We start from the raw sequence: 21,250 nt of genomic DNA, 5'->3' as shown, positions 1-21,250 counted from the left end.
TTTCCTACCCGATATTGGACAGTTTCAACAGGTGGCGCAGGTCGTTGAGCACGTCCTTGCCTTTGACACTGGGGTCGTAGCGCAGCACCAGATTGCCGTGCGGGTCGATGATCCACAGCTGGGCGCCGCCATTGCCCTGCGCCCCCCGGGTATACGCTGGCACGTCCATCGCGTAACGCTGCAACTGCGGGTATTCACGTTGCAGCCTGGCCACATAGTCAGCGTCCAGCGGCTGCGCGCTCGCCAGCGCATGGGTGGCACGGGAGGCATCGCGGCCCAGGCCGATCTGTATCTGCCGTGCCAAGTACACCAATTGCTGACACGCCACAGTGCAGGTTTGTGGCGCGGTCACCAGCAACTGCCAGCGCTGCTCGTCCGTTTGCACGCCCAGCTCAGCGCGGGTCGGGCCGTTACCTATCAGTTCACCGTGATAGCTGCGGCTGTCGGGCACCCAGAACTTGAGCGTGTACATCCCGGTGGCCAACACCATCGGGCCGATGGTCAGCAACAGAATAAGGATCAACTGCAGCCGTCCACGGCGCCGCGAAGCCGGTGCCGCGTGGTGAGCCGTTTCAGACGGATTGATGGCCGTTCCCATGGCGCTTCTCCCGAGCGTTATGCCAACCGAAGTACCCATAAAGCCCGCACAACGCCAGCGCCATGGCGAACCATTGCACGGCATACGCGGTGTGTTTTTCCGGGCCCATGCCCGTGGCGATCACTGGCCAGTCGGCCCGATACGCCGCAGGGCCGGGCGCAATACGCACTTCATCGTTAAAACCGCTTCGCCCCAGCTCAGCCCACACCTTGACGGGGAAGACTGCCGTCACCAGCCGCGGCCAGTTACCCGTGGCCGGGTCGGCCTGCAGCTGGAAGGGCGTGCCGGGGGACTCATATACCCAGCCTTCCAGCTCCACTAATTGATCCGGGGTACTGAACACCGGCGGCGTGCGTCGACTGGGCCATTCGATCCAGCCCCTATTGAGCAACAGCCACTGGCCACTGGCCTGATCCTGAAAAGGCTGCAACAGCTCCACCCCGACCTTGCCGTCCCGCACCCGGTTGTCCAGCAGCAGGCTGTGCTGCGCATCCAGATGCCCACGCAACTGCACACGGCGGAAAGCGGGCGTTGAGGTGCTCATTAATTGACCCACATTGAGGGGCGCGGCGGCCCGGTGTACGGCATAGCTGTCGAGCAGGGTGCGTTTTTGCTCGGCACGCCCCAGTTGCCAAACCCCCAGAAACACCAGCACCGGCAATAGCGCCAGTACCACCACGGTGGGCACACGTCCGGGCGCGAAGGCGGCCATGGTCGCGGCGTCTACAGCACGTAGACAAACAGGAACAGCGCCACCCACACCGCATCCACAAAGTGCCAGTACCAACTGGCCGCCTGAAAGCCGAATTGATGTTCGGCGTTGAAATGCCCGCGCACGATACGCACCAGCATCACCAACAAAATCAGCGTGCCTATGGTGACGTGGGCGCCATGGAATCCGGTGAGCATAAAGAAGGTCGCGCCATACACCCCTGAGCCGAGCGTCAGCCCCAGCTCTTTATAAGCGTGAATGTATTCCTCGGCCTGAAAGCCCAAAAAAGCGATGCCCAGCACCACGGTCAAGCCCAGCCAGGCTTTCAATGCACCACGCTGGCCCTTGTTCAACGCATGGTGGGCGAGGGTGAGGGTGACGCTGGAACTGACCAGCAATACCGTGTTCAGCAGCGGCAAACCCCACGGGTTGATGATGTCTTTGGGCGCCGGGTAAAGCACCGGATCAGGGGTGTTCAGCAATGGCCAGGCGAACTGAAAATTGGGCCACAGCATGTGTGCCAGCCCCTTGCTGCCCTCACCGCCCAGCCACGGGCCCGAGAAATGGCGCACGTAAAACAGCGCGCCAAAAAACGCTGCAAAAAACATCACTTCCGAAAAGATGAACCACGTCATGCCCCAGCGAAACGAACGATCCAGTTGCGGACTGTACAGCCCGGCGCGGCTCTCTTTAATCACCGCGCCGAACCAGCCGACCATCATGTAGGCCACCAGCAGGCTGCCGACAAAAAAGATCAGCGGTCCATAGGATTCAGGGCGCGTGGCCTTGAGGTCGTTGAACCATGTGGCCAGCCCCCACACCGTGACCAGCAGGCCGACCGTGGCAATGATCGGCCACTTGCTCTGCGCCGGGACATAGTAGTGATCGTGAGTTGCCATGGAGCGTTCTCCTTATCGGGCTGGCCGTTGAGCGTCATTGCCAGCAGCGGCAACGGGCGGATGGCGCGCAGTGATATCGAACAGCGTGTAGGCCAGCGTCAGGTGTTTCACGTCCTTGGGCATGTCGCGGTCGACGATAAAACGCATGGGCATTTCGATGCGCTGTCCCGCTTGCAGCACTTGCTGGGTGAAACAGAAACATTCGGTCTTGTGGAAGTACTGCGCCGCCTCGGCCGGGGAGATACTCGGCACCGCTTGGGCCGACATCGGATGGTCAGACGGGTTGGACGCCACAAACACCATCTCGTATACGCCGCCGGGGTTGACCACTAATTGATCGCCCTTGGGGTAAAACTCCCACACCATGCCCAGGTTGTTGGTAGCCAGAAACTGCACCCGCACCTGCCGCCCGGTGTCCACCACCTGCGCGCCCTCATACTGCCCGGCGGTCTTGCCGTTAATGCCGAAGGCTTTGCACATCACGTCGTAGAGCGGCACCAGGGCAAAGCCGAAGGCAAACATCACCACCACCATCAGCAACAGGCGCATGACCAGGCGCTTGATCGATGTTGAGTCAGCCATGAATCCTCCTGACCCTCAGCCGGCCCTCCTGAAGAGGGTTGGGGTGAGGGCACCGGCTCACTTGATTTCAGGGGGCGTCGTAAAGGTGTGATATGGCGCGGGCGAAGGCACGCTCCATTCCAGACCTTCGGCACCGTCCCACGGTTTGGCGGGCGCTTTGGGCCCGCCACGAATGCACTTGATGACGATGAACAGGAACAGCAACTGCGTAGCGCCAAACATGAACCCACCGATCGACGACACCATGTTGAAGTCGGCAAATTGCAGGTTGTAGTCAGGAATCCGACGCGGCATACCGGCCAGTCCCACGAAGTGCATCGGGAAGAACGTCAGGTTCATGCCCACGAAGGACAGCCAAAAATGCAGCCTGCCGAGGGTTTCGTCGTACATATGCCCGGTCCACTTCGGCAACCAATAATAGGTCGAGGCGAAAATGCCGAAGATGGCGCCCGGCACCAGCACGTAGTGGAAGTGCGCCACCACGAAATAGGTGTCGTGGTACTGGAAGTCCGCCGGGGCAATGGCCAGCATCAGCCCGGAAAACCCGCCGATGGTGAACAGAATCACAAACGCCACGGCAAACAGCATCGGCGTCTCGAACGTCAGCGAGCCTTGCCACATGGTGCTGGCCCAGTTAAAGACTTTGACCCCGGTGGGCACGGCGATCAGCAACGTGGCGTACATGAAGAACAACTCGCCCACCAGCGGAATGCCCACCACAAACATGTGGTGCGCCCAGACGATGAAGGACAGGAAGGCGATGCTGGCCGTGGCGTAGACCATTGAGGTGTAACCGAACAGCGGTTTGCGCGAGAAGGTCGGGATGATGGCACTGATCGCGCCGAAGGCCGGCAGGATCATGATGTACACCTCGGGATGACCGAAGAACCAGAACACATGCTGGAACAGCACCGGGTCCCCGCCGCCGGCCGCGCTGAAAAAGCTGGTGCCGAAATGGATGTCCATCAGCATCATGGTGACCACGCCTGCCAGCACCGGCATCACGGCGATCAGCAGGAACGCGGTAATCAGCCAGGTCCAGACAAACAGCGGCATTTTCATCAGCGTCATGCCGGGCGCACGCAGGTTAAGGATGGTGGCGATCACGTTGATCGCGCCCATGATCGAACTGATGCCCATCAGATGGATGGCAAAGATGAAGTACGTCACGCTCTCGGGGGCATAAGTGGTGGACAGGGGGGCGTAGAAGGTCCAGCCAAAATTGGGCCCGCCCCCGGCCATGAACAGGGTCGACACCAGCATCAGAAACGCCGCCGGCAGCAGCCAGAAACTGAAGTTGTTCATGCGCGGCAAGGCCATGTCCGGCGCGCCGATCATCAGCGGAATCATCCAGTTGGCCAACCCGACGAACGCGGGCATCACCGCGCCAAATACCATGATCAGGCCGTGCAGGGTGGTCATCTGGTTAAAGAACGCCGGCTCGACGATCTGTAAGCCCGGCTGGAACAGTTCGGCACGGATGACCATCGCGAATGAGCCACCGAGCAAAAACATGCAGAAGCTGAACCACAGGTACAGGGTGCCGATGTCTTTGTGGTTGGTGGTCAGCACCCAGCGCATCAAGCCTTTGGCCGGGCCGTGAGCGTGGTCGTCCGCGTGCCCGTGGTCGTCGATAACAGCACTCATGTCCTGACTCCTTGCGCGCACATCAATGAGCGGCTCATTTGCCTTGCGCCTGTTTCAGCGCGAGCACGTCTTTGGGGGTGACCATGTCGCCCTTGTTGTTGCCCCACGCGTTGCGTTCGTACGTCACCACCGCCGCGATGTCGACTTCCGACAGTTGCTTGCCGAAGGCGGCCATGGCCGTGCCCGGCTTGCCGAAATACACGCGATGCAGGTGATCGGCGGCGGGGCCGGTGGCAATCGGAGAGCCCTTGAGCGCCGGGAACATCGGCGGCAACCCCTGGCCTTCGGCCTGGTGACAGGCGACGCAAGCGGTGTGGTAGACCTTGTCACCCCGAGCGACTAACTCGTCGAGGGTCCACTCCTTGCTGGTCAGTTCTTTAAGCTGCGCAGCCTGTGCTTTGCGTTCGGCCAGCCAGGCGTCGTAGTCAGGCCGGGTTTTGACATCCACCACAATCGGCATGAAGCCATGGTCCTTGCCGCACAACTCAGCGCATTGCCCCCGATAAACGCCGGGCTTTTCAACGCGGGTCCAGGCCTCGTTGATAAACCCCGGAATGGCGTCGCGCTTGACCGCGAACGCGGGCACCCACCACGAGTGGATGACGTCGGCCGAGGTCACCAGAAAGCGCACTTTGGCGCCAATCGGCAGCACCAGCGGCTCATCGACTTCGAGCAGGTAATGTTCGTCCTTGGGGGCTTTGTTATGGATTTGATCGGCGGGGGTGGCCAGGTTGCTGAAGAACTCGACGTCCTGACCCAGGTATTTGTAATGCCATTTCCACTGATAGCCCGTGACCTGGATATCGACATCCGAATCACTGCTGTCGTAGATGTTAATCAGGGTTTTGGTGGCGGGCACCGCCATCGCCACGAGGATAAGAAAGGGCACGACCGTCCAGAGGATTTCGACCGTGGTGCTCTCGTGGAACTTGGCCGCTTGCTGGCCCGTGGAGCGCCGGTGAACGATCATTGACCAGAACATGGCGCCGAACACGATGAGGCCGATCACCACACAGATCCAGAAAATGGTCATGTGCAGGTTGAAGACCGCCTGGCTGACCTCAGTCGCGCCGGGCGTCATGTTCACGGTCCAGGCGGCCTGCGCCTGGCTGAAAACGGACCACAACAGCAGGCCCATCCATAGGTTTGGATGTCGCTTCATTGCGGGTTCCCCTTTATTTTTCTTGTTATTGCGCCGGTCTATACCTGCGTTACAAGGGGGCGGTTTTCAAACCAGTGAACCTTGACCGCCGAGCCTCGCCTGCTCAGGCAGTCGGGCATCATCAGAAAACGTTTACAAAATCGAGTATAGCCAGCGCCTTCAACCCCGCAACGCGCTGGCGGAAAACTGTAAAAAACTGACCCCAACGACAAATGGCACTCACTGCCCGATCACAAAATGAATAACAATACGCGCCCTCTGAAAAAGGCCCTCTGATTCACGGGGCCATTTTTCAACGATATTCCCTGTCTAGTGTCTCCCTGGAGTTCCCATGAACACCGCCGCCATCCGCGAGCAGATCTTGTGTGCCCAAGAACATGAGGCCGATACGGGCCTGCTCGCTCGCCAACTGGAAACCAAACTGCCGCACCTTCACACCGCCATCCGTGTGCCTGAAGAAGACCACTCTAAAAATCTGGTAATGACCCGTTTTGTCAGCGCCTACATCGATCAAGTGCCTGACTTGCTGGAGGCGGCCAATGAAGTCGCGCGCGAAGCGGGCATCGAGTCGCAGATCACGCCGGTGCTGAAAATTGCCGAACAGTTTTTCGTTCAACCGCCAGCCGTGATGAACGGACACGTCGGTCTGGAAGGTTTGCTGGATGAAGCGTATCTGGCCCACCGCCTGGTGGAAGAGGTCAACGACCTCTATATCAAGCATTTCAACCAGCCGCTGATCCCGCTGGACACCACGGTGGCCAATGTAATCGCCCACCACTTGATTGGTGAAACCTTTGCCAACCAGTTGGATGAAGTGGTTCACCACGCGGTTGATTGCATGCTGGACGACGAATGTTTCACGCTGGAATCGGTGGAAGCCTACCGCGACAAACTCACCAGCCCGGACACCGGCGCTGCCTGGAAGCGCTGGCCGTGCCTGTCCAAACAGTTGGGTGTCGGTTTGAATTTGTAAGCTGACACCTGTCGCACGGGCTCAATGACGTGCGACGGCGCCGCCGCCGAATCAGCCTCTGGTGTTCGGCGGCGACGCTGGGCAACGGTTAGAACCGCGCCTTGGGCGTTGCACTCGGGATCGGGTTGGTCCCGTCGAGCGGCAGGAAAGCGCCTTTATCGGCGTCATACGCTTTGATCTGGCTGGTTTCGATGTCATACACCCAGCCATGAATGAACAAATGCCCGCTGGCCATGCGCGAAGCCACTGACGGGTGCGTGCGCAAATGCTGCAACTGAGCGATGACGTTTTCTTCGGTCAGTACGTGCATGCTTTCGGCTTCATTGGCGCAGTTGCAGTTGTCCTGCACCATGGTTTTAGCGACTTCTACGTGATGCAACCAGGCGCGTACCGTCGGCATTTTTTTCAAACTGGCCGGGTTGAGCACCGCGCGCATCGCGCCGCAGTCCGAGTGGCCGCAAATAATGATGTGCTGCACACCCAAGGCCAGAACGGCGTATTCGATGGCGGTTGATACACCACCGTTCATCTGACCGTACGGCGGAACAACGTTGCCCACGTTACGGGTCACAAACAGATCGCCCGGCGCGCTTTGGGTAATCAATTCAGGCACGATCCGCGAATCCGCACAGGCAATGAACATTGCCCGCGGGCGTTGCGCGGTGGCGAGCTTTTTAAAGAAGGCTTCTTGTTCAGGAAAGATTTCGTGATGGAAATGCAAAAAGCCATCAACGATATGGTGCAAGGCTGCGTCGGCGCTTTCAGCGGGTGAAGGGCCAGTGGCCGAAGCAGCAGGCTGCGGTTTTTGTTTATCACTCATCGCGTATTCCCCAAGGCAAAGTGGCACCGGATGTTACCTGAACTCAAATCGGGGCTCTACGCCAAACCGGCGCATGGCCCTGACGATTGCGGGTCATTGTTCCAGCGCTTTGGCCGCATCATCGAGTTCAAGTTCACTGAACACTTGCACGCCAGCCTCACTCAGCAGCGCGGCCGTCACGCCCTGACCGGCCACTTTGGTTGCGCTGAAACTGCCATCGTAGGTTAGCCGGTTGCCGCATGAAGGGCTGTTGGCCTTGAGGATCGCCACGCGGATGCCGTGTTTTTGCACCAGTGCCAGCGCTTGCCGGGCGCCCGATACAAAGGCCTCGGTGACATCGTCGCCGTCTGTCGTTATCACCGGAACCTTGCCGCTGAGGACTTCAATGCCCTGGCCTCCGGGAATTTCGGCCGCCGCGCGCGGCGTGGGCAAACCGCCCGCGACCTCAGGGCAAAGTGCAATCACCCGGCCTTGCGCTTGCCACTCCATCAGTTGCGGATACGGGCCGCTGGCGCCTGCGTCATACCGCACGCGATGCCCCAGCAAGCAGCGGCTGACCAGCACTTTGGACTTCACAGCACGATCTCTGTGGGACGACGCCGGAACCAGCCCGTCAATGACAAGCGGTCACGGGTCGCGGGCAACACTTCATGGGGAATTTCCCCCGACAGGAACACCACCAGACAACCGCCCGTCGGCAGCACATCGTATTCGCCGCGGTCATTGAGGTACATGCGCAGGTGTCCGCCATGCTCGGGCAACCACGCCTGATTGAGGTACACCACGGCTGATACCATGCGCCGGTCGTCGTCGCGAAAACGGTCCAGATGCTTGAGGTAAAACGCGCCGGGCGGGTACATCGCGAAGTGGCTTTCGAAGTCCTCCAGGCCCAAAAAAAGCCTGCGGTTCATGGCGACTCGCAGGCTTTCCATCAAGCCGAGATAACTGTCACAGGCCAGCGCTTCTCCGGGCTCCAGCCATTGAATGTGGTCCCCGCGGATACCCTCGCGAACCTCCTGATTCAGCCCGCGCCCGACCGCCGCCGGGGTCAGTTCCCCCTCGGCCGAACGTTTGCGGCACTCAGCCGCCAACTCAAGGGTCAAAGCCTCGGTCAGGAAGATGTTTTGCTGTGACCATCCCTGTGCGTACAGGTCGTCGACAATGCGCAGTAATAGCGGGTGATCAGAGGATATGTGCATGGCGCGCATAGTATCCATACGCCTCAAAATCTGACAGAGCCATATAGCGGTGTTCCACGAAAAAATACCGCTCGCACTTTAAAAGCCCTTTGGACCAGACGAATTCTCGACAAGTCCTACGCCACACCCGGACAATAGCGACTTGTTGACAGGAGTCCTTCATGCGCCGCTTGGTTTTATCGTTGCTTATTTTTTGTTCATTACCCGCATGGTCAGACAGCCTGGATGATTTGTACAAGGTCGCTGGCTGGTCGGATCAACGGGCGCATTTCAATGACGCGCTGACGGCAGCCCAAGAACGCTATCGCAGCAATTTGCCGCCCGCTGTGTATCAAGCCCTGGTCAACAACAGCAGTCAGCGTTTCGACCCGCAAGCCATGGACACCCGCGCCAAGGATCAGATGCGCAAGCACCTGCCCGACCCGGCCCCGGCACTGGCTTTTTTCCAGTCCGAGCTGGGGCGCAAGATTGTCGCGGCCGAGCTGCTGGCCACGCGTCGCGACCAGTTGGCCCAGCACGCCCAAGGTTTGCCGCGCATCGAAGCCAGCGCCACCCGCCAATTGTTGATTAATCATTTGTCCAACGCCTTGCCGGCGCGCGAAGCAGGGGCGGAAGTCAGCCTCGCGATTGCGGGCGTGGCGGCAGACAGCCTGAGCTCGATGATCCCGGGACTGCTCGGCGGCGGTCAGGCCCAAGGCATGCTCAACGGTCAGCGCCAGCGGCTGATGGAGCAGATCGGCGGCGAGCTGGATAACACGTTGCTCTATGTGTACCGCGACTTGTCCGATCCCGAACTGGAAGAATTCGTCACTTTTGCAGAGTCGCCGGAAGGCAAAGCGTATTACCAGGCCGCCTTGAGCGCCGTGCGCGCCGGGCTGGCGGTTGGGCAGAGCACCTCAAATCTGGCGCCGTAACCTGACGGGTTACGCGTCGAAGTGCTGGTCCAGAAACGCGAAATAGCGATCGCGTATGTCATCCGTTTCATTGGCCAAATGATGGCGGGCGCCGGGTAGCAACAACACGTGCGGCTCATGGAATTTGCTTTTGAGCACCTGCAGGTTGTGTCGCCAATCCACTGTTTTGTCTGCGCCGCCCTGAATGATCAGCGGCTGACGCGCGCTGGGTGTTGCGCCTTCAATGCGCGGGATCCAGCGGGCCAGCGCACCGACCCAGGCCGTCGGTAAACGCAGCGGCTGCAACGGATCGGCCTGCAAAAACGGCATGAAATCAGGGTTATTGGTGTTTTCACTGAAACGCCGGGCAATGCCTTTGACGAACGGCCGCAGCAGGTAATAGCTGAATTTGGACCAATGCCAGTCCTTGGGCCTTACCAACGGGGCCATCAATATCGCCTGCCCTTGTGCCGGGCTGCTGTCGCCCTGACGCAACACATGATCCAGCACGATCGCGCCGCCGGTGCTTTGCCCGCACAGGTGCCACGGCTGAGGCAGCGACAGTGATTGCGCCTCAATGAACAGGCCCTGCAAGGCTTCCTGATACTGATAAAAATCCCCGATGCTGGCCCGCTCGCCACTGGACAGGCCGTGCCCCGGCAAGTCGCAGGCAATGACCGCAAAACCTCGGTTGAGCCCCCATTCAATGAGGTGGCGGTACAACCCCATGTGGTCGTAAAAACCGTGTATCACGAACAGCGTGCCCACTGGCGCAGCCTCCGGCCACCACACTTGGCTGACCAGGTCGTAACCCGCCGCACTGTAGCGCCCCAGTTGCCGCTTCACGGGTGTGGCGCGATGGGGGAAGTCCAGCCCGTAAAACCGTTGATACGCCAACCCCTCACTCGATATCGGGCCCTCTGCGGCCAAGGGCTGCAAACTGGCGCGCAAGGTATCGGGGGAAAACGGGGCAGGCATAAGGGGTTCCAGGCAGGGCGCGTGTGCGCAAAACAGGCTTTATAGAACGTCGATATTCTTCTGTCAGGTCAAGCATGGCAAGCTACGCGGCCTTCGAGGACCTAATTTGATGCCTGTGCCCACTTTCAAAACCCTGCTTGCCTGCGTGCTGATCGGTGTCTGTGCGGCCGGATTATGGGCCGCTTATGACTGGTTTCAAGGCCAGTACATTCGTCCCTTCAGTGAGCAGACCGCGCTGTTCGCCGGGGATGTGCTGAGCCTGCCCGCTGAGCTGTCCGGGCCGGGCCCCATCCGCGTGGTGCATTTCTGGGACCCGGCCTGCCCGTGCAATGTCGGCAATCAGCAGCACTTGAGCGAACTGTTGGCGCATTACGTGCCACTGGGCATTGAGTTTTATGCGGTGCAAAAATCAGGCACTCAAGGCCAACTGCCCGAGAGCCTCGGCGCGATCAAACCCCTCGCCCGACTGCCCGGCGCCGAACACGTGAGCGCCAGTCCTGCCGTCGCCATCTGGGACCACAGTGGTCAACTGGCGTACTTCGGACCTTACAGTGAAGGGGCCACCTGTAACGCCAGCAACAGTTTTATCGAGCCGATCCTGCACGCGTTGAGCGCCGGACGCCCGGTAAAAGCCACGCACACCATGGCTGTGGGCTGTTATTGCCCGTGGCAGGCCGATCACGTCGCCCCGTGATGGCGTTTTAACGAACAGGAGTTCACCCCATGAAACGCAGCCTGACCGTCATCGCCCTAATCGTCGCCTCCGTGGCCGGGGGTGGAGTCTGGTACGTGCAGAGCAAATTGCCCACGCGTCAAGGCCAGGTTGAGCTGCCCACACTGCAAGAGCCCGTCACCGTGCGTTACGACGAGCGCGGCGTGCCGCACATCCGCGCGGGCAATCAGCTGGATATGTACCGGGCGCTGGGGTATGTGCAGGCACAGGATCGGCTGTTCCAGATGGAAATCATGCGCCGCCTGGCCCGGGGTGAACTGGCTGAAGTGTTGGGCCCTAAACTGGTGGACACCGACAAACTGTTTCGCAGCCTGCGCATTCGCGAGCGAGCGGCCAGTTATGTCAGTGAACTGGATCAACAATCCCCCGCCTGGCAGGCGCTGCAAGCGTATCTGGACGGTATTAATCAATACCAGGCCACCCACGCCACACCCGTGGAGTTCGATCTGCTGGGCATCACGCCCCGCGCGTTTACTGCCGAAGACACCATCAGCGTCTCCGGCTACATGGCCTACAGCTTTGCGGCCGCTTTTCGTACCGAGCCGCTTCTAACCTATGTGCGCGATCAACTGGGCAGCGATTACTTGAAGGTCTTTGACCTCGACTGGCAACCCAAAGGGGTCTTGCCCCCGACGCTGGCAGCCAATGACTGGAAATCCCTCGGCGCACTGGCGCAGCTCAGCGACAGCGCCTTGAGTCAGGCCGGGTTGCCGCAATTTGAAGGCAGCAATGCCTGGGTCGTGTCAGGCAGACGCACGCAAAGCGGTAAGCCGCTGCTGGCGGGCGATCCGCACATCCGCTTTTCAGTGCCGTCGGTGTGGTACGAAGCGCAGCTGTCGGCCCCTGATTTTGACCTGTACGGCTATCACCAGGCGCTGGTGCCGTTCGCGTTTCTGGGCAACAACCGCGCGTTCGGCTGGAGCCTGACGATGTTCCAGAACGATGACCTGGACTTGATCGCCGAGAAGACCAACCCCGCCAACCCGAATCAGGTCTGGTATCAGGGCCAATGGGTCGACATGACCCGCACCGAACAGGAAATTGCCGTCAAGGGCCAGGCCCCCGTGACGCTGGTACTGCGTCAGTCGCCGCACGGGCCGATCATCAACGACGTGCTGGGTGGCATCGCTGGCAATACGCCCATCGCCATGTGGTGGGGCTTTCTGGAAACCAAAAACCCGATTCTGGAAGGTTTTTACCGGCTCAACCGCGCGGACACGGTCAGCAAAGCGCGTCAGGCCGCGACGTACATCCACTCGCCGGGGCTCAATGTGGTCTGGGCCAATGCCTCAGGCAACATCGGCTGGTGGGCCGCCGCGCAATTGCCCAAACGTGCGGCCGGGGTGAACCCGGCATTCATTCTGGATGGCAGCACCGCGCAGGCCGACAAGCCCGGGTTTTACCCGTTCAGCGCCAACCCGCAGGAAGTGAACCCGCCGCGTGGCTATATCGTGTCGGCCAACTTCCAGCCGGTCTCACCCGCCGGCATTGAGATTGCGGGCTATTACAACCTGGCAGACCGCGGCCAGCAGCTCGATCGACAGCTAAGCGCCCCCGGTGTGAAGTGGAACCTGAAAAACAGTCAGGCGCTGCAACTGGGCACCACCACGGGTTATGGGCCGCGCGTGCTCACCGCCCTGCTGCCGGTACTGCGCAAGGTGGTGAGCGACCCGGCCGAACTGAAACTGGTGGAGCAACTGGCGCAGTGGCAAGGCGACTACCCGCTGGAATCAACCAGTGCCACGCTGTTCAATCAATTGCTGTTCAGCCTGGCCGATGCCGCGATGCAGGATGAGTTGGGCGATGCCTTCTTCGACATTCTGCTGACCACCCGGTTGGTGGATGAAGCGCTACCTCGCCTGATTGCCAATCCAACATCGCCGTGGTGGGACAATCGCCACACCCTGGCCAAAGAGTCGCGGGCCGACACGGTGCTGGTCGCCTGGCAAAACAGCATCACTCAGCTCAAAGCCACCTTGGGGGACGATCCCGCGCATTGGCAGTGGGGAAGGGCGCACACGCTGACCCAAGAACACCCGCTGGGCAAACAGAAGCCGCTGGACTGGCTGCTCAACGTCGGCCCGTTCGACGCGCCGGGGAGCCATGAAGTGCCCAATAACCTGTCGGCCAAACTCGGGCCGGCGCCGTGGCCGGTGAGTTACGGCCCGTCCACGCGGCGTTTGATCGATTTCGCAGACCCGACCCACACCCTGACCATCAACCCGGTGGGCCAGAGCGGGGTGCCGTTCGACAAGCACTATAAGGATCAGGCGCAAAGCTACATTGAAGGCCAGTACGACAAACCGTACCTGGAAGAAGCCGATGTGCAGCTCAACACCCGTAGCACCTTGCGCTTGATGCCCCAGCCGTAAGCGCTGACCTGACCGGGGTCAGGCCAGGGCGTAGTTGAGGACGATGCCGACGAAGATTGCCAACCCGGCCCAATGGTTGTGCAAGAAGGCCTTGAAGCAACGCTGCGGATCGCGGTCGCGGGTGTACCAGAACTCCCACACGTAGCAGCCCGCAGCCACCAGCAGGCCCAGGTGGAACCAGCCGCCCAACTCAAAATGCGTCCCGGCCAGCCACAAGCAACCCAGCGCCAGGCCTTGCAGGCTGAGGTTGATCACGCGATCCGCATCACCGAACAGGATGGCGGTGGATTTGACACCGATTTTCAGGTCGTCTTCACGGTCAGTCATGGCGTAGTAGGTGTCGTAGGCCACGGTCCAGAGCAGGTTGGCGATGTACAGCAACCAGGCCGCCGCAGGCAGGCTGCCGGTTTCGGCCGTGAACGCCATCGGCATGCCCCACGAGAACGCAGCACCGAGCACCACTTGCGGGTAATAGGTGTAGCGCTTCATGAACGGGTAGCTGGCCGCCAAGGCCAGGCCCCCGAAGGACAGCCAGATGGTGGTCGCATTGGTGCACAGCACCAGCAGGAAGCTGACCCCCATGAGCAGGGCAAAAAACACCAATGCTTCTTTACTGCTGATTTTTCCGCTCACCAAAGGGCGTTGTTCAGTACGTTTGACGTGTCCGTCGACCTTGCGGTCTGCAAAGTCGTTAATCACGCAGCCACCGGCCCGGGTCAGGATGACGCCGAAGACGAAAATCAGCAGGTTGCTCAGGGAGGGCACCCCTTTAGCGGCAATCCACAGCGCCCACAGGGTGGGCCACAGCAGCAGGTAAATGCCGATGGGTTTATCCATGCGCGTCAGCTGGATGAAGTCCCATGCGCGGGGGTTCAGGCGATTGAGAGATTTGAGCAAACGCACGTACATCAGTTGGTCTCCGGCCGGGCACTCACTGCGGCCCACAGGTTGGGTAAAAACACTTCAGCCACCAGCACGCTCAACGACCCGCGCATAAAACGTGAGCGCCGCGCCCACAGGTTGTCGGTGCGGTCGGCGTCCGGCAACCAGTCCCGAGGGTAGCGGCACACCTGCAACGGGCCACGCTCGAACGCCTGATCGCTGAACAACAACTCGCCCAGTGAACGCGTGCCCAGCGCGTCCATATTCAAACCACCCGCTTCAAGGGCGGACTTGGACGCCACACTGCGGGCAAACACCCACGGCACCTGATGCCCGCGTAAATACACTTCACGCACCCAGCCCAGACTGCCAGCGGGCAACTCCAGGGCGCGGCATTCGTCCTCGCGCAGGGTTTGCCAGCCTTCAAACAGTGGCGACACGCTGAAGTGGTCATTCGACACAGCAGTGAGGCGGCGGGTCAGGGAACCTTCATCGAACAACCAGTCGAGGGTGAGGGCGTCGGGCAGGGCGCCAAGCTGACTTTGCTCAAGCCAGACGGGGGAGATCAACGGGGAAGTCATGTGCGGCACAGTCGGTCATAATTGGCAGCCATTGAGGGCGCCGAGCTTATCACGCTGCCCTTGCCCTGAGCGCTTGAGTACCGATTGGTCGTCATCAGGCTTGCATCTGCGGCGTGCGATCAGTACAAAACGCCCTGATTTCACCTAGCACCACGTGCCGTTGTTAAGAAACCGTGGGCTTGTCTAAGCCTGAACCCAAGGAAATCCCCATGAAAAAGTGGCAATGCATCGTCTGTGGACTGATTTATAACGAAGCCGATGGCTGGCCGGATGACGGCATTGCGCCCGGCACCCTGTGGCAAGACGTGCCCGAAGACTGGCTGTGCCCGGACTGCGGCGTCGGCAAACTGGATTTCGAGATGATCGAAATCAACTGATCCTTTTTTGAGTTTGACCCCTATGGAGAATGGAATGAACGCACCTGTCGTGATCGTGGGCACCGGGCTGGCCGGCTATAACCTGGCTCGGGAGTTTCGCAAACTGGACAGCGAAACCCCACTGTTGTTAATCACGGCCGATGACGGGCGTTCCTACTCCAAGCCCATGCTCTCCACCGGTTTTGGCAAAAACAAAGAAGCCGACGGCCTGAGCATGGCCATGCCGGGCGCGATGGCCGAGCAACTCAAGGCCCAAGTGCGCACCCATACGCGCATCAGCGGCATCGACCCCGGCCATAAACAATTGTGGATCGGTGAAGAAGCCGTCCCGTATCGCGACCTGATTTTGGCGTGGGGCGCGCAAACGGTGCAGGTGCCGGTAGAAGGTGACGCTCAGGACGCGATTTTCCCGATCAACGACCTGGAAGACTACGCACGCTTTCGCGCCGCGGCTGCGGGCAAGCGCCGTGTGCTGATATTGGGCGCCGGTCTGATTGGCTGCGAATTTGCCAATGACCTGATCGCTGGCGGCTATGAAGTGGACCTGGTCGCCCCGTGCGAACAAATCATGCCCACCCTGCTGCACCCGGCCGCCGCCACGGCGGTGAAAACAGCCCTCGAAGGACTCGGCGCCCGCTTTCACCTCGGGCCGGTGCTGACCCGCCTGCAACGGACTGAGGACGGGCTGCACGCACAGCTGTCCGACGGCAGCGTCATCCCGTGCGACGTGGTGGTGTCCGCCATCGGTTTGCGCCCGCGCATCGACTTGGCGGCGGCTGCCGGGATTCGGGTCAATCGCGGGATCGAAGTGGATCGCCTGCTCAAAACCTCCCACGCCAACATTTTCGCGCTCGGGGACTGCGCCGAGGTGGAAGGCCTGAGCTTGCTGTACGTGATGCCGTTGATGAGCTGCGCCCGCGCGCTCGCACAAACCCTGGCGGGCAACCCGACGGCCGTCAGCTACGGCGCCATGCCGATCACCGTCAAGACGCCGGTGTGCCCCCTGGTGGTCTCGCCTGTACCCCGTGGCTGCGAAGGCGTGTGGTCGGTTGAAGGCGCTGGCGCTGATATCAAGGCGCTGTGCCACGATGCAGATGGCAAATTGCTGGGCTATGCACTGACAGGCGAAGCCGTTCGCGAGAAATTGGCGCTTAACAAAGAGCTGCCTGCGCTTTTGGCGTAAATGCTGCGAATTCTGTCGCATATGCCTTTGCCTTGGGGCAACAAAGGCCGGATCGATGCTGGCGTCGGCTTTGGCCGCATGCCATTCTCACACCGGTCTGCCGCAGCGTAGAGCCTGCGGCGCCTTAGGCGTTGCTCCACAGAGAGCAGCACGGACATAACAACAAAAAACCGTCAAAGAGGCTTCATCATGCGTAAACCAGATCTCGCCGCCGCCATCGCTGAAAAGGCTGACCTCACCAAAGAACAAGCCAACCGTGTCCTGAATGCGGTACTGGAAGAAATCACCGGCGCCCTGCATCGCAAAGACACCGTCACGCTGGTCGGTTTCGGTACGTTCCTGCAGCGCCATCGCGGCGCCCGTACCGGTCAAAACCCGCAAACGGGCCAGCCGGTCACGATCAAAGCCAGCAACACGGTTGCATTCAAGCCTGGCAAATTCCTGAAAGACAGCGTCAACCCTTAGTCTTCGCCCGGCCATTAGCTGCACCTGGCCATGAAGAATGGGCACGCTGGCCCGGCCAGTCGCCCATTCTTGATAGACAATGAGACAATCGTGCGGCCATAAGTGGCAAAACCCCGCCTATCTACGCCTATCCCTACAGATATATGGCGTTCCCTGAGCAAATCGCTACACTGCGCCGGCCATTTATTTTTCCCTGAGGCCGCGTAGATGAAATTTCGTTTTTTGCTCTGGATGCTGGGCTTCCTGATGAGCAAGGCCAGCCGTAAAAACCCCGCGTTCCAGCAGCAACTGGTGGACAAGGATCTGGTGTTCCAGCTGCAAACCCTCGATGGCAAGGTTGCCCGTCACTTCAAGGTCAAAAACCAACGCATCACCAGCCACGCCGGGCTGTACCCGGAACCGGCTTTTGCGATTGCGTTCAAGGATGCGGCCTACGGGTTTGCGACCCTGCAGGCCAAGAACAAGCAATTGGCATTCATGACCGGGATTCAGGACAAGTCGATTCAGATCAAGGGTAATCCGGCACAGGTGATCTGGTTTCAGGGCCTGACCAAATACCTCAAACCGCGCAAAAAACCAAAAGCCCAGTGAATCCTGACCCTCTCCCGCCGGGAGAGGGTATTGAGTGGCGTGGCGGCTTTACGCCTGACTGAACTGCGCTGCCAGCTCACGCAGCAGCACCTCAGCCTCCAGCACTTTGCTGACCACGTCTTCGGCTTTCTCGCGCGTCACGCCAAGGCTTTCAAACAACGCGTCCGGCAGCGGTTCATAAGGCCCGTGACCGATGCTTCGGCTACGCAACAGGCCAACGGCCACACACACCAGATTCGGATACTGGGCATGTTCCCCGGCGTAATGCGGGTCGTGCTGGAAGCGCAGCGCGGTCGCCAGCTCGTCAGGCATGTCCCAGTAACGCATCAGCCATGCGCCGATTTGCTCGCGCGTAATGCCCAGCAAATGGTGTTCGACAAGGCTGTGGCTGACGTGAGGGTTCACTTCCAGATGCCGGCAAATCAGCGAAAAGTGTGGCGGAAACACGTGCGCCAACAGCAGATAACCGAAGTTGTGCAGCAAACCCGCCAGATAGGTCAGACCGGTTTCAGGGCGGCCGGCCCGGGGCATGGCGCGGGTCAACCCTTCAATGACCGCCGCAGTGTAAATCGACTGTTGCCAGTAAGGCGTGCTCGATTGCGGGTGGTCCTTGGGCAAGCTCAGGGTTTTGCCCAAGGCCAGACCTAACGCCAGATTAATCACCAGGTCAAAACCCAGCACCCGCACGATGGCATCTTCTACGGAGCGAATCTTGCCCGGCGACGCGTAGTACGGCGACGCCGCCCAGCTCATTACTTGAGCCGCCAGCGCCGGGTCGGTTTCGACAACCCCGGTGATGTCGTCGATGGTGGCATTGGGATCGACGCGCAAGCGGATGATTTTGCGTGCGGTTTCGGCCAGCGGTGGAATCTCGATGGTGGCTTCCAGCCGCTGCTGGATGCGGCGCGCCGTAAACGCATGCACCGCCTCAGTGATGGCTTCGCTGTCGTCATCGGGCCGATCAAGGTTGAGCTTGATCCCCGCCAGCGGTTCGGCAAAACGGCCCGCGCTGGCTTTGGTCAGCATGCTTTTGAAGTCCTCTTGCGAGATCTCCAGCAACAGGCCCGACTCCCCGGCATTAATCAGCAGCAGCGGCTGTTGCAGCAGTTGCTCTTCATACAGACAAGGCGAACTGGTGAGCGCTGGCAACCCCGGCAACAACGTCAGTTCGTGTTTGCCGAGCATGCGTTCCAGCGCGGCCGGAGCCACGGCCGTCATGCGCCGACCGGTCAATTCCGCCAAACGGTTGAGGTCAAGCAAATGGCTCTGCGGGAACAGGACCATGAGCGCACCGACCGAATCATCGAGCAGTGCGGCTTGGACCTTGCGGGCGGGATTCAGGCCGGGGTGGTCAATGACTTCCCGGTATGGGATGGCCAACTCGCCGAGCAATTCCCGGATAACGGAGGGTGTGCTCGGGGAGGTTGGTGCGCTGGCGACTTCAGTCATGATGTGTGTCCGGTTCTTACAACTCGAATGTGGTTATCAGGCAGTTAATCGGCCGCTGATCTATTTACTGAACGCGCTTTAGACTTGCCCGTATTGCTGACCATGCCGCAACCATCGGTCCAGCAACGGACTGACATGGGTTGGCCAACGCTCCAGGAGGGCTTGCGCAGCATCACGCACCGCAGGCAGCAGGTCAGCATCGCGCATCAGGTCCGCGACCTTGAATTGCAGCAGGCCTGTTTGCCGGGTGCCGAGCATTTCGCCGGGGCCACGCAGCTCCAGGTCTTTTTCCGCGATAACGAAACCATCATTGGTCTCGCGCATGATGCCCAAACGCTGACGGCCGATTTGCGACAGCGGCGGGTGGTACAACAGCACGCAATGGCTGACGGCACTGCCACGCCCGACGCGGCCGCGTAACTGGTGCAATTGCGACAGGCCCAGACGCTCGGGGTTTTCGATAATCATCAGGCTGGCGTTGGGCACGTCGACCCCGACTTCAATCACGGTGGTAGCAATCAGCAATTGCAGCTCACCGGCCTTGAAACACGCCATGACTTCGGCCTTTTCTGCGGCTTTCATGCGGCCGTGAATCAAGCCGACGCGCAGCTCGCCCAAGGCGCTGGACAGGTCTTCATAGGTGGTTTCTGCCGCCTGACAGGTCAGCTCTTCAGACTCTTCGATCAAGGTGCACACCCAGTACGCCTGACGGCCTTCGGCACACGCAGCACGCACCCGCTCGATCACTTCGACACGCCGGGTGTCGACCACCAGCACAGTGTTGACGGGCGTGCGGCCGGGGGGCAATTCGTCGAGGATCGACGTGTCGAGGTCAGCGTAAGCACTCATGGCCAGCGTGCGCGGGATCGGGGTGGCGGTCATGATCAATTGGTGCGGACATATCACACCGCCCGCCCCCTTATTGCGCAGGGCCAGCCGCTGCTGGACACCGAAACGGTGCTGCTCGTCGATGATGACCAGGGCCAGGTTCTTGAACTGCACTTGATCCTGAAACAACGCGTGCGTGCCCACCACCATCGGCGCGCCATTGGCGATCTGCTCCAGCGCAGAGGCGCGTGCCTTGCCCTTGAGCTTGCCCGCCAGCCACGCCACTTCAAGCCCCAGCGGTTCCAGCCAGCGTTTGAAGCTGATAAAGTGTTGCTCGGCGAGGATCTCCGTCGGTGCCATCAATGCCACTTGATAGCCAGCCTCCAGCGCTTGCAACGCCGCCATGGCCGCGACCACCGTTTTACCGGCGCCAACATCGCCCTGGATCAGACGCAGCATGGGCTCGTGCTGACTGAGATCGTAGGCAATTTCGTTGCCCACACGGACCTGGGCACCCGTGGGCGAAAACCCAAGATTGTTCAAAAATTGAACAGGCAACTGTTTGGCCTTGGGCAAAACCGGAGCACGCAGCGAACGCAGGCTTTCACGCAGCCGCTGCTGGGAGAGCTGATGGGTGAGCAGTTCTTCGAAAGCCAGCCGGTGTTGAGCCCAATGATGGCCGAGGGCAAGCTCTTCTACATCCGCATCGGCCGGCGGCTGGTGCAAATAGCGAATCGCTTCGTCCAGCGGGGCCAGTTGGTAGTCTTTGGCCAGCTCCGGCGGCAGCCAGTCCGGCAGGCTGCGCGGTCCCAGCATGGCCAGGCTTTGCTGGCTCAACTGGCGCAGCCGTTGCTGGGTCAAGCCTTCCGTCGTGGGGTAAATCGGGGTCAGGGTGGTGTCCACCGGAGGGGGCTCATCGCCCGTGATGGCGCGGTACTCCGGGTGGTAGATTTCCAGCCCCGATGCGCCGGGACGCGCTTCGCCGTAACACCGTACTTCAGTGCCGCGCTTGAGGCTTTCCTTTTGCGCATTGCTGAAGTGGTAGAAGCGCAGACTCAGGCCGCCGGTGCCGTCATTGATGCGCACCAGCAGGCTGCGGCGTTTGCCCATGACCACATCGGCGCCGATCACCCGCCCTTCGACCACCGCATCCTGACCCGGCCGCAACGCGCCGATGGGCACGACGCGGGTGCGGTCCTGATAACGCAGCGGCAAATGGAACAATACGTCTTGTACGGTTTCCAGCCCGACCTTGGCCAATTTCTCGGCCATGGCCTCGCCCACACCCTTGAGCGCAGTGACCGACACCTTCGACAACTCGGTCAT

Annotated in this window: 22 protein-coding genes; 8 read left to right on the top strand and 14 right to left on the bottom strand. The window is 60.4% G+C overall.

Features of this window, described 5'->3' with window-relative positions:
* Positions 1 to 4: 4 nt before the first annotated feature.
* The 6 genes from IF654_RS01025 to coxB are packed head-to-tail and all read right to left on the bottom strand — an operon-like array spanning position 5 to position 5,600.
* Positions 5 to 598 (bottom strand): hypothetical protein, encoded by a 594-nt coding sequence (locus IF654_RS01025; protein ID WP_047278689.1) that lies wholly within the window; start codon positions 596 to 598, stop codon positions 5 to 7.
* Entirely contained in the window at positions 573 to 1,310 is a 738-nt protein-coding gene (locus tag IF654_RS01020; RefSeq protein ID WP_083333118.1) for an SURF1 family protein, read from the bottom strand. The genes IF654_RS01025 and IF654_RS01020 overlap by 26 nt, the downstream gene beginning before the upstream one ends.
* Positions 1,311 to 1,321: 11 nt before the next feature.
* On the bottom strand, positions 1,322 to 2,209 hold the full coding sequence (locus tag IF654_RS01015; protein ID WP_194862833.1) for a cytochrome c oxidase subunit 3: 888 nt from the start codon (positions 2,207 to 2,209) through the stop codon (positions 1,322 to 1,324).
* A gap of 12 nt (positions 2,210 to 2,221) precedes the next feature.
* A complete protein-coding gene (locus tag IF654_RS01010) occupies positions 2,222 to 2,791 on the bottom strand; it encodes a cytochrome c oxidase assembly protein (RefSeq protein ID WP_047278694.1) in 570 nt (189 codons plus the stop codon).
* A 57-nt stretch (positions 2,792 to 2,848) separates the two neighbouring features.
* Positions 2,849 to 4,438 (bottom strand): cytochrome c oxidase subunit I, encoded by a 1,590-nt coding sequence (ctaD, locus tag IF654_RS01005; RefSeq protein ID WP_047278696.1) that lies wholly within the window; start codon positions 4,436 to 4,438, stop codon positions 2,849 to 2,851.
* A gap of 34 nt (positions 4,439 to 4,472) precedes the next feature.
* Positions 4,473 to 5,600, bottom strand: a complete 1,128-nt coding sequence (gene coxB / locus IF654_RS01000) for a cytochrome c oxidase subunit II (RefSeq protein WP_047278698.1) — start codon at positions 5,598 to 5,600, stop codon at positions 4,473 to 4,475.
* A gap of 331 nt (positions 5,601 to 5,931) precedes the next feature.
* Here coxB and IF654_RS00995 point away from each other — a divergent pair, with 331 nt between their 5' ends.
* Positions 5,932 to 6,573, top strand: a complete 642-nt coding sequence (locus IF654_RS00995) for a hypothetical protein (protein ID WP_047279554.1) — start codon at positions 5,932 to 5,934, stop codon at positions 6,571 to 6,573.
* Positions 6,574 to 6,661: 88 nt separating this feature from the next.
* Here the strand turns inward: IF654_RS00995 and IF654_RS00990 are convergent, their stop codons facing one another.
* The 3 genes from IF654_RS00990 to IF654_RS00980 form a co-directional block, all read right to left on the bottom strand.
* Positions 6,662 to 7,393 carry a carbonic anhydrase gene (locus IF654_RS00990; protein ID WP_047278703.1) on the bottom strand — a complete coding sequence of 244 codons (732 nt, stop codon included), beginning with the start codon at positions 7,391 to 7,393 and terminating at the stop codon, positions 6,662 to 6,664.
* Between the two features lie 93 nt (positions 7,394 to 7,486).
* Positions 7,487 to 7,969 (bottom strand): 2-thiouracil desulfurase family protein, encoded by a 483-nt coding sequence (locus IF654_RS00985; RefSeq protein WP_194862834.1) that lies wholly within the window; start codon positions 7,967 to 7,969, stop codon positions 7,487 to 7,489.
* Positions 7,966 to 8,601, bottom strand: coding sequence for a 2OG-Fe(II) oxygenase (locus tag IF654_RS00980; RefSeq protein WP_194862886.1), 636 nt, complete (start codon positions 8,599 to 8,601; stop codon positions 7,966 to 7,968). The genes IF654_RS00985 and IF654_RS00980 overlap by 4 nt, the downstream gene beginning before the upstream one ends.
* A 152-nt stretch (positions 8,602 to 8,753) precedes the next feature.
* Between IF654_RS00980 and IF654_RS00975 the strand changes: the two genes are divergently transcribed.
* Positions 8,754 to 9,506, top strand: coding sequence for a DUF2059 domain-containing protein (locus tag IF654_RS00975; RefSeq protein ID WP_047279557.1), 753 nt, complete (start codon positions 8,754 to 8,756; stop codon positions 9,504 to 9,506).
* Between the two features lie 9 nt (positions 9,507 to 9,515).
* Here IF654_RS00975 and bipL read toward each other — a convergent pair whose 3' ends face one another.
* The gene (gene bipL, locus IF654_RS00970; RefSeq protein WP_194862835.1) at positions 9,516 to 10,463 is read right to left on the bottom strand and encodes a phospholipase BipL; all 948 of its coding nucleotides are present in this window, start codon (positions 10,461 to 10,463) and stop codon (positions 9,516 to 9,518) included.
* Positions 10,464 to 10,572: 109 nt separating this feature from the next.
* Here bipL and IF654_RS00965 point away from each other — a divergent pair, with 109 nt between their 5' ends.
* Together IF654_RS00965 and IF654_RS00960 are read left to right on the top strand one after the other, a co-directional pair.
* A complete protein-coding gene (locus IF654_RS00965) occupies positions 10,573 to 11,157 on the top strand; it encodes a DUF6436 domain-containing protein (RefSeq protein ID WP_047279559.1) in 585 nt (194 codons plus the stop codon).
* A 29-nt stretch (positions 11,158 to 11,186) separates the two neighbouring features.
* The gene (locus IF654_RS00960; RefSeq protein ID WP_083333121.1) at positions 11,187 to 13,568 is read left to right on the top strand and encodes a penicillin acylase family protein; all 2,382 of its coding nucleotides are present in this window, start codon (positions 11,187 to 11,189) and stop codon (positions 13,566 to 13,568) included.
* Between the two features lie 18 nt (positions 13,569 to 13,586).
* Here the strand turns inward: IF654_RS00960 and ubiA are convergent, their stop codons facing one another.
* Positions 13,587 to 14,477 carry a 4-hydroxybenzoate octaprenyltransferase gene (gene ubiA / locus IF654_RS00955; protein WP_094987319.1) on the bottom strand — a complete coding sequence of 297 codons (891 nt, stop codon included), beginning with the start codon at positions 14,475 to 14,477 and terminating at the stop codon, positions 13,587 to 13,589.
* The gene (locus IF654_RS00950) at positions 14,477 to 15,031 is read right to left on the bottom strand and encodes a chorismate--pyruvate lyase family protein (RefSeq protein ID WP_169835784.1); all 555 of its coding nucleotides are present in this window, start codon (positions 15,029 to 15,031) and stop codon (positions 14,477 to 14,479) included. Before IF654_RS00950 ends, ubiA begins: the two co-directional genes overlap by 1 nt.
* A 209-nt stretch (positions 15,032 to 15,240) precedes the next feature.
* Between IF654_RS00950 and IF654_RS00945 the strand changes: the two genes are divergently transcribed.
* The 4 genes from IF654_RS00945 to IF654_RS00930 all read left to right on the top strand — a co-directional run bounded on the left by IF654_RS00945 (position 15,241) and on the right by IF654_RS00930 (position 17,647).
* Positions 15,241 to 15,408: a rubredoxin gene (locus IF654_RS00945; protein ID WP_041071620.1), complete on the top strand. Its 168-nt coding sequence runs from the start codon at positions 15,241 to 15,243 to the stop codon at positions 15,406 to 15,408.
* Positions 15,409 to 15,442: 34 nt separating this feature from the next.
* Positions 15,443 to 16,591 (top strand): NAD(P)/FAD-dependent oxidoreductase, encoded by a 1,149-nt coding sequence (locus tag IF654_RS00940; protein ID WP_095009374.1) that lies wholly within the window; start codon positions 15,443 to 15,445, stop codon positions 16,589 to 16,591.
* Positions 16,592 to 16,780: 189 nt separating this feature from the next.
* Positions 16,781 to 17,056 (top strand): HU family DNA-binding protein, encoded by a 276-nt coding sequence (locus tag IF654_RS00935; protein ID WP_047278724.1) that lies wholly within the window; start codon positions 16,781 to 16,783, stop codon positions 17,054 to 17,056.
* 207 nt (positions 17,057 to 17,263) lie between these two features.
* Positions 17,264 to 17,647 (top strand): hypothetical protein, encoded by a 384-nt coding sequence (locus IF654_RS00930; protein WP_047278726.1) that lies wholly within the window; start codon positions 17,264 to 17,266, stop codon positions 17,645 to 17,647.
* 48 nt (positions 17,648 to 17,695) lie between these two features.
* On the opposite strand, the gene IF654_RS00925 is transcribed toward IF654_RS00930, so the two are convergent.
* Positions 17,696 to 19,096, bottom strand: a complete 1,401-nt coding sequence (locus IF654_RS00925; protein ID WP_047281545.1) for an aminoacyl-tRNA deacylase and HDOD domain-containing protein — start codon at positions 19,094 to 19,096, stop codon at positions 17,696 to 17,698.
* Positions 19,097 to 19,174: 78 nt separating this feature from the next.
* Positions 19,175 to 21,250: an ATP-dependent DNA helicase RecG gene (gene recG, locus IF654_RS00920; RefSeq protein ID WP_047279208.1), complete on the bottom strand. Its 2,076-nt coding sequence runs from the start codon at positions 21,248 to 21,250 to the stop codon at positions 19,175 to 19,177.

Source organism: Pseudomonas lundensis, assembly GCF_015377145.2.
Lineage (GTDB): Bacteria > Pseudomonadota > Gammaproteobacteria > Pseudomonadales > Pseudomonadaceae > Aquipseudomonas > Aquipseudomonas lundensis.
Note: the sequence above shows the minus strand (reverse complement) of the source record. Positions and strands in the feature narration are given on the sequence as shown.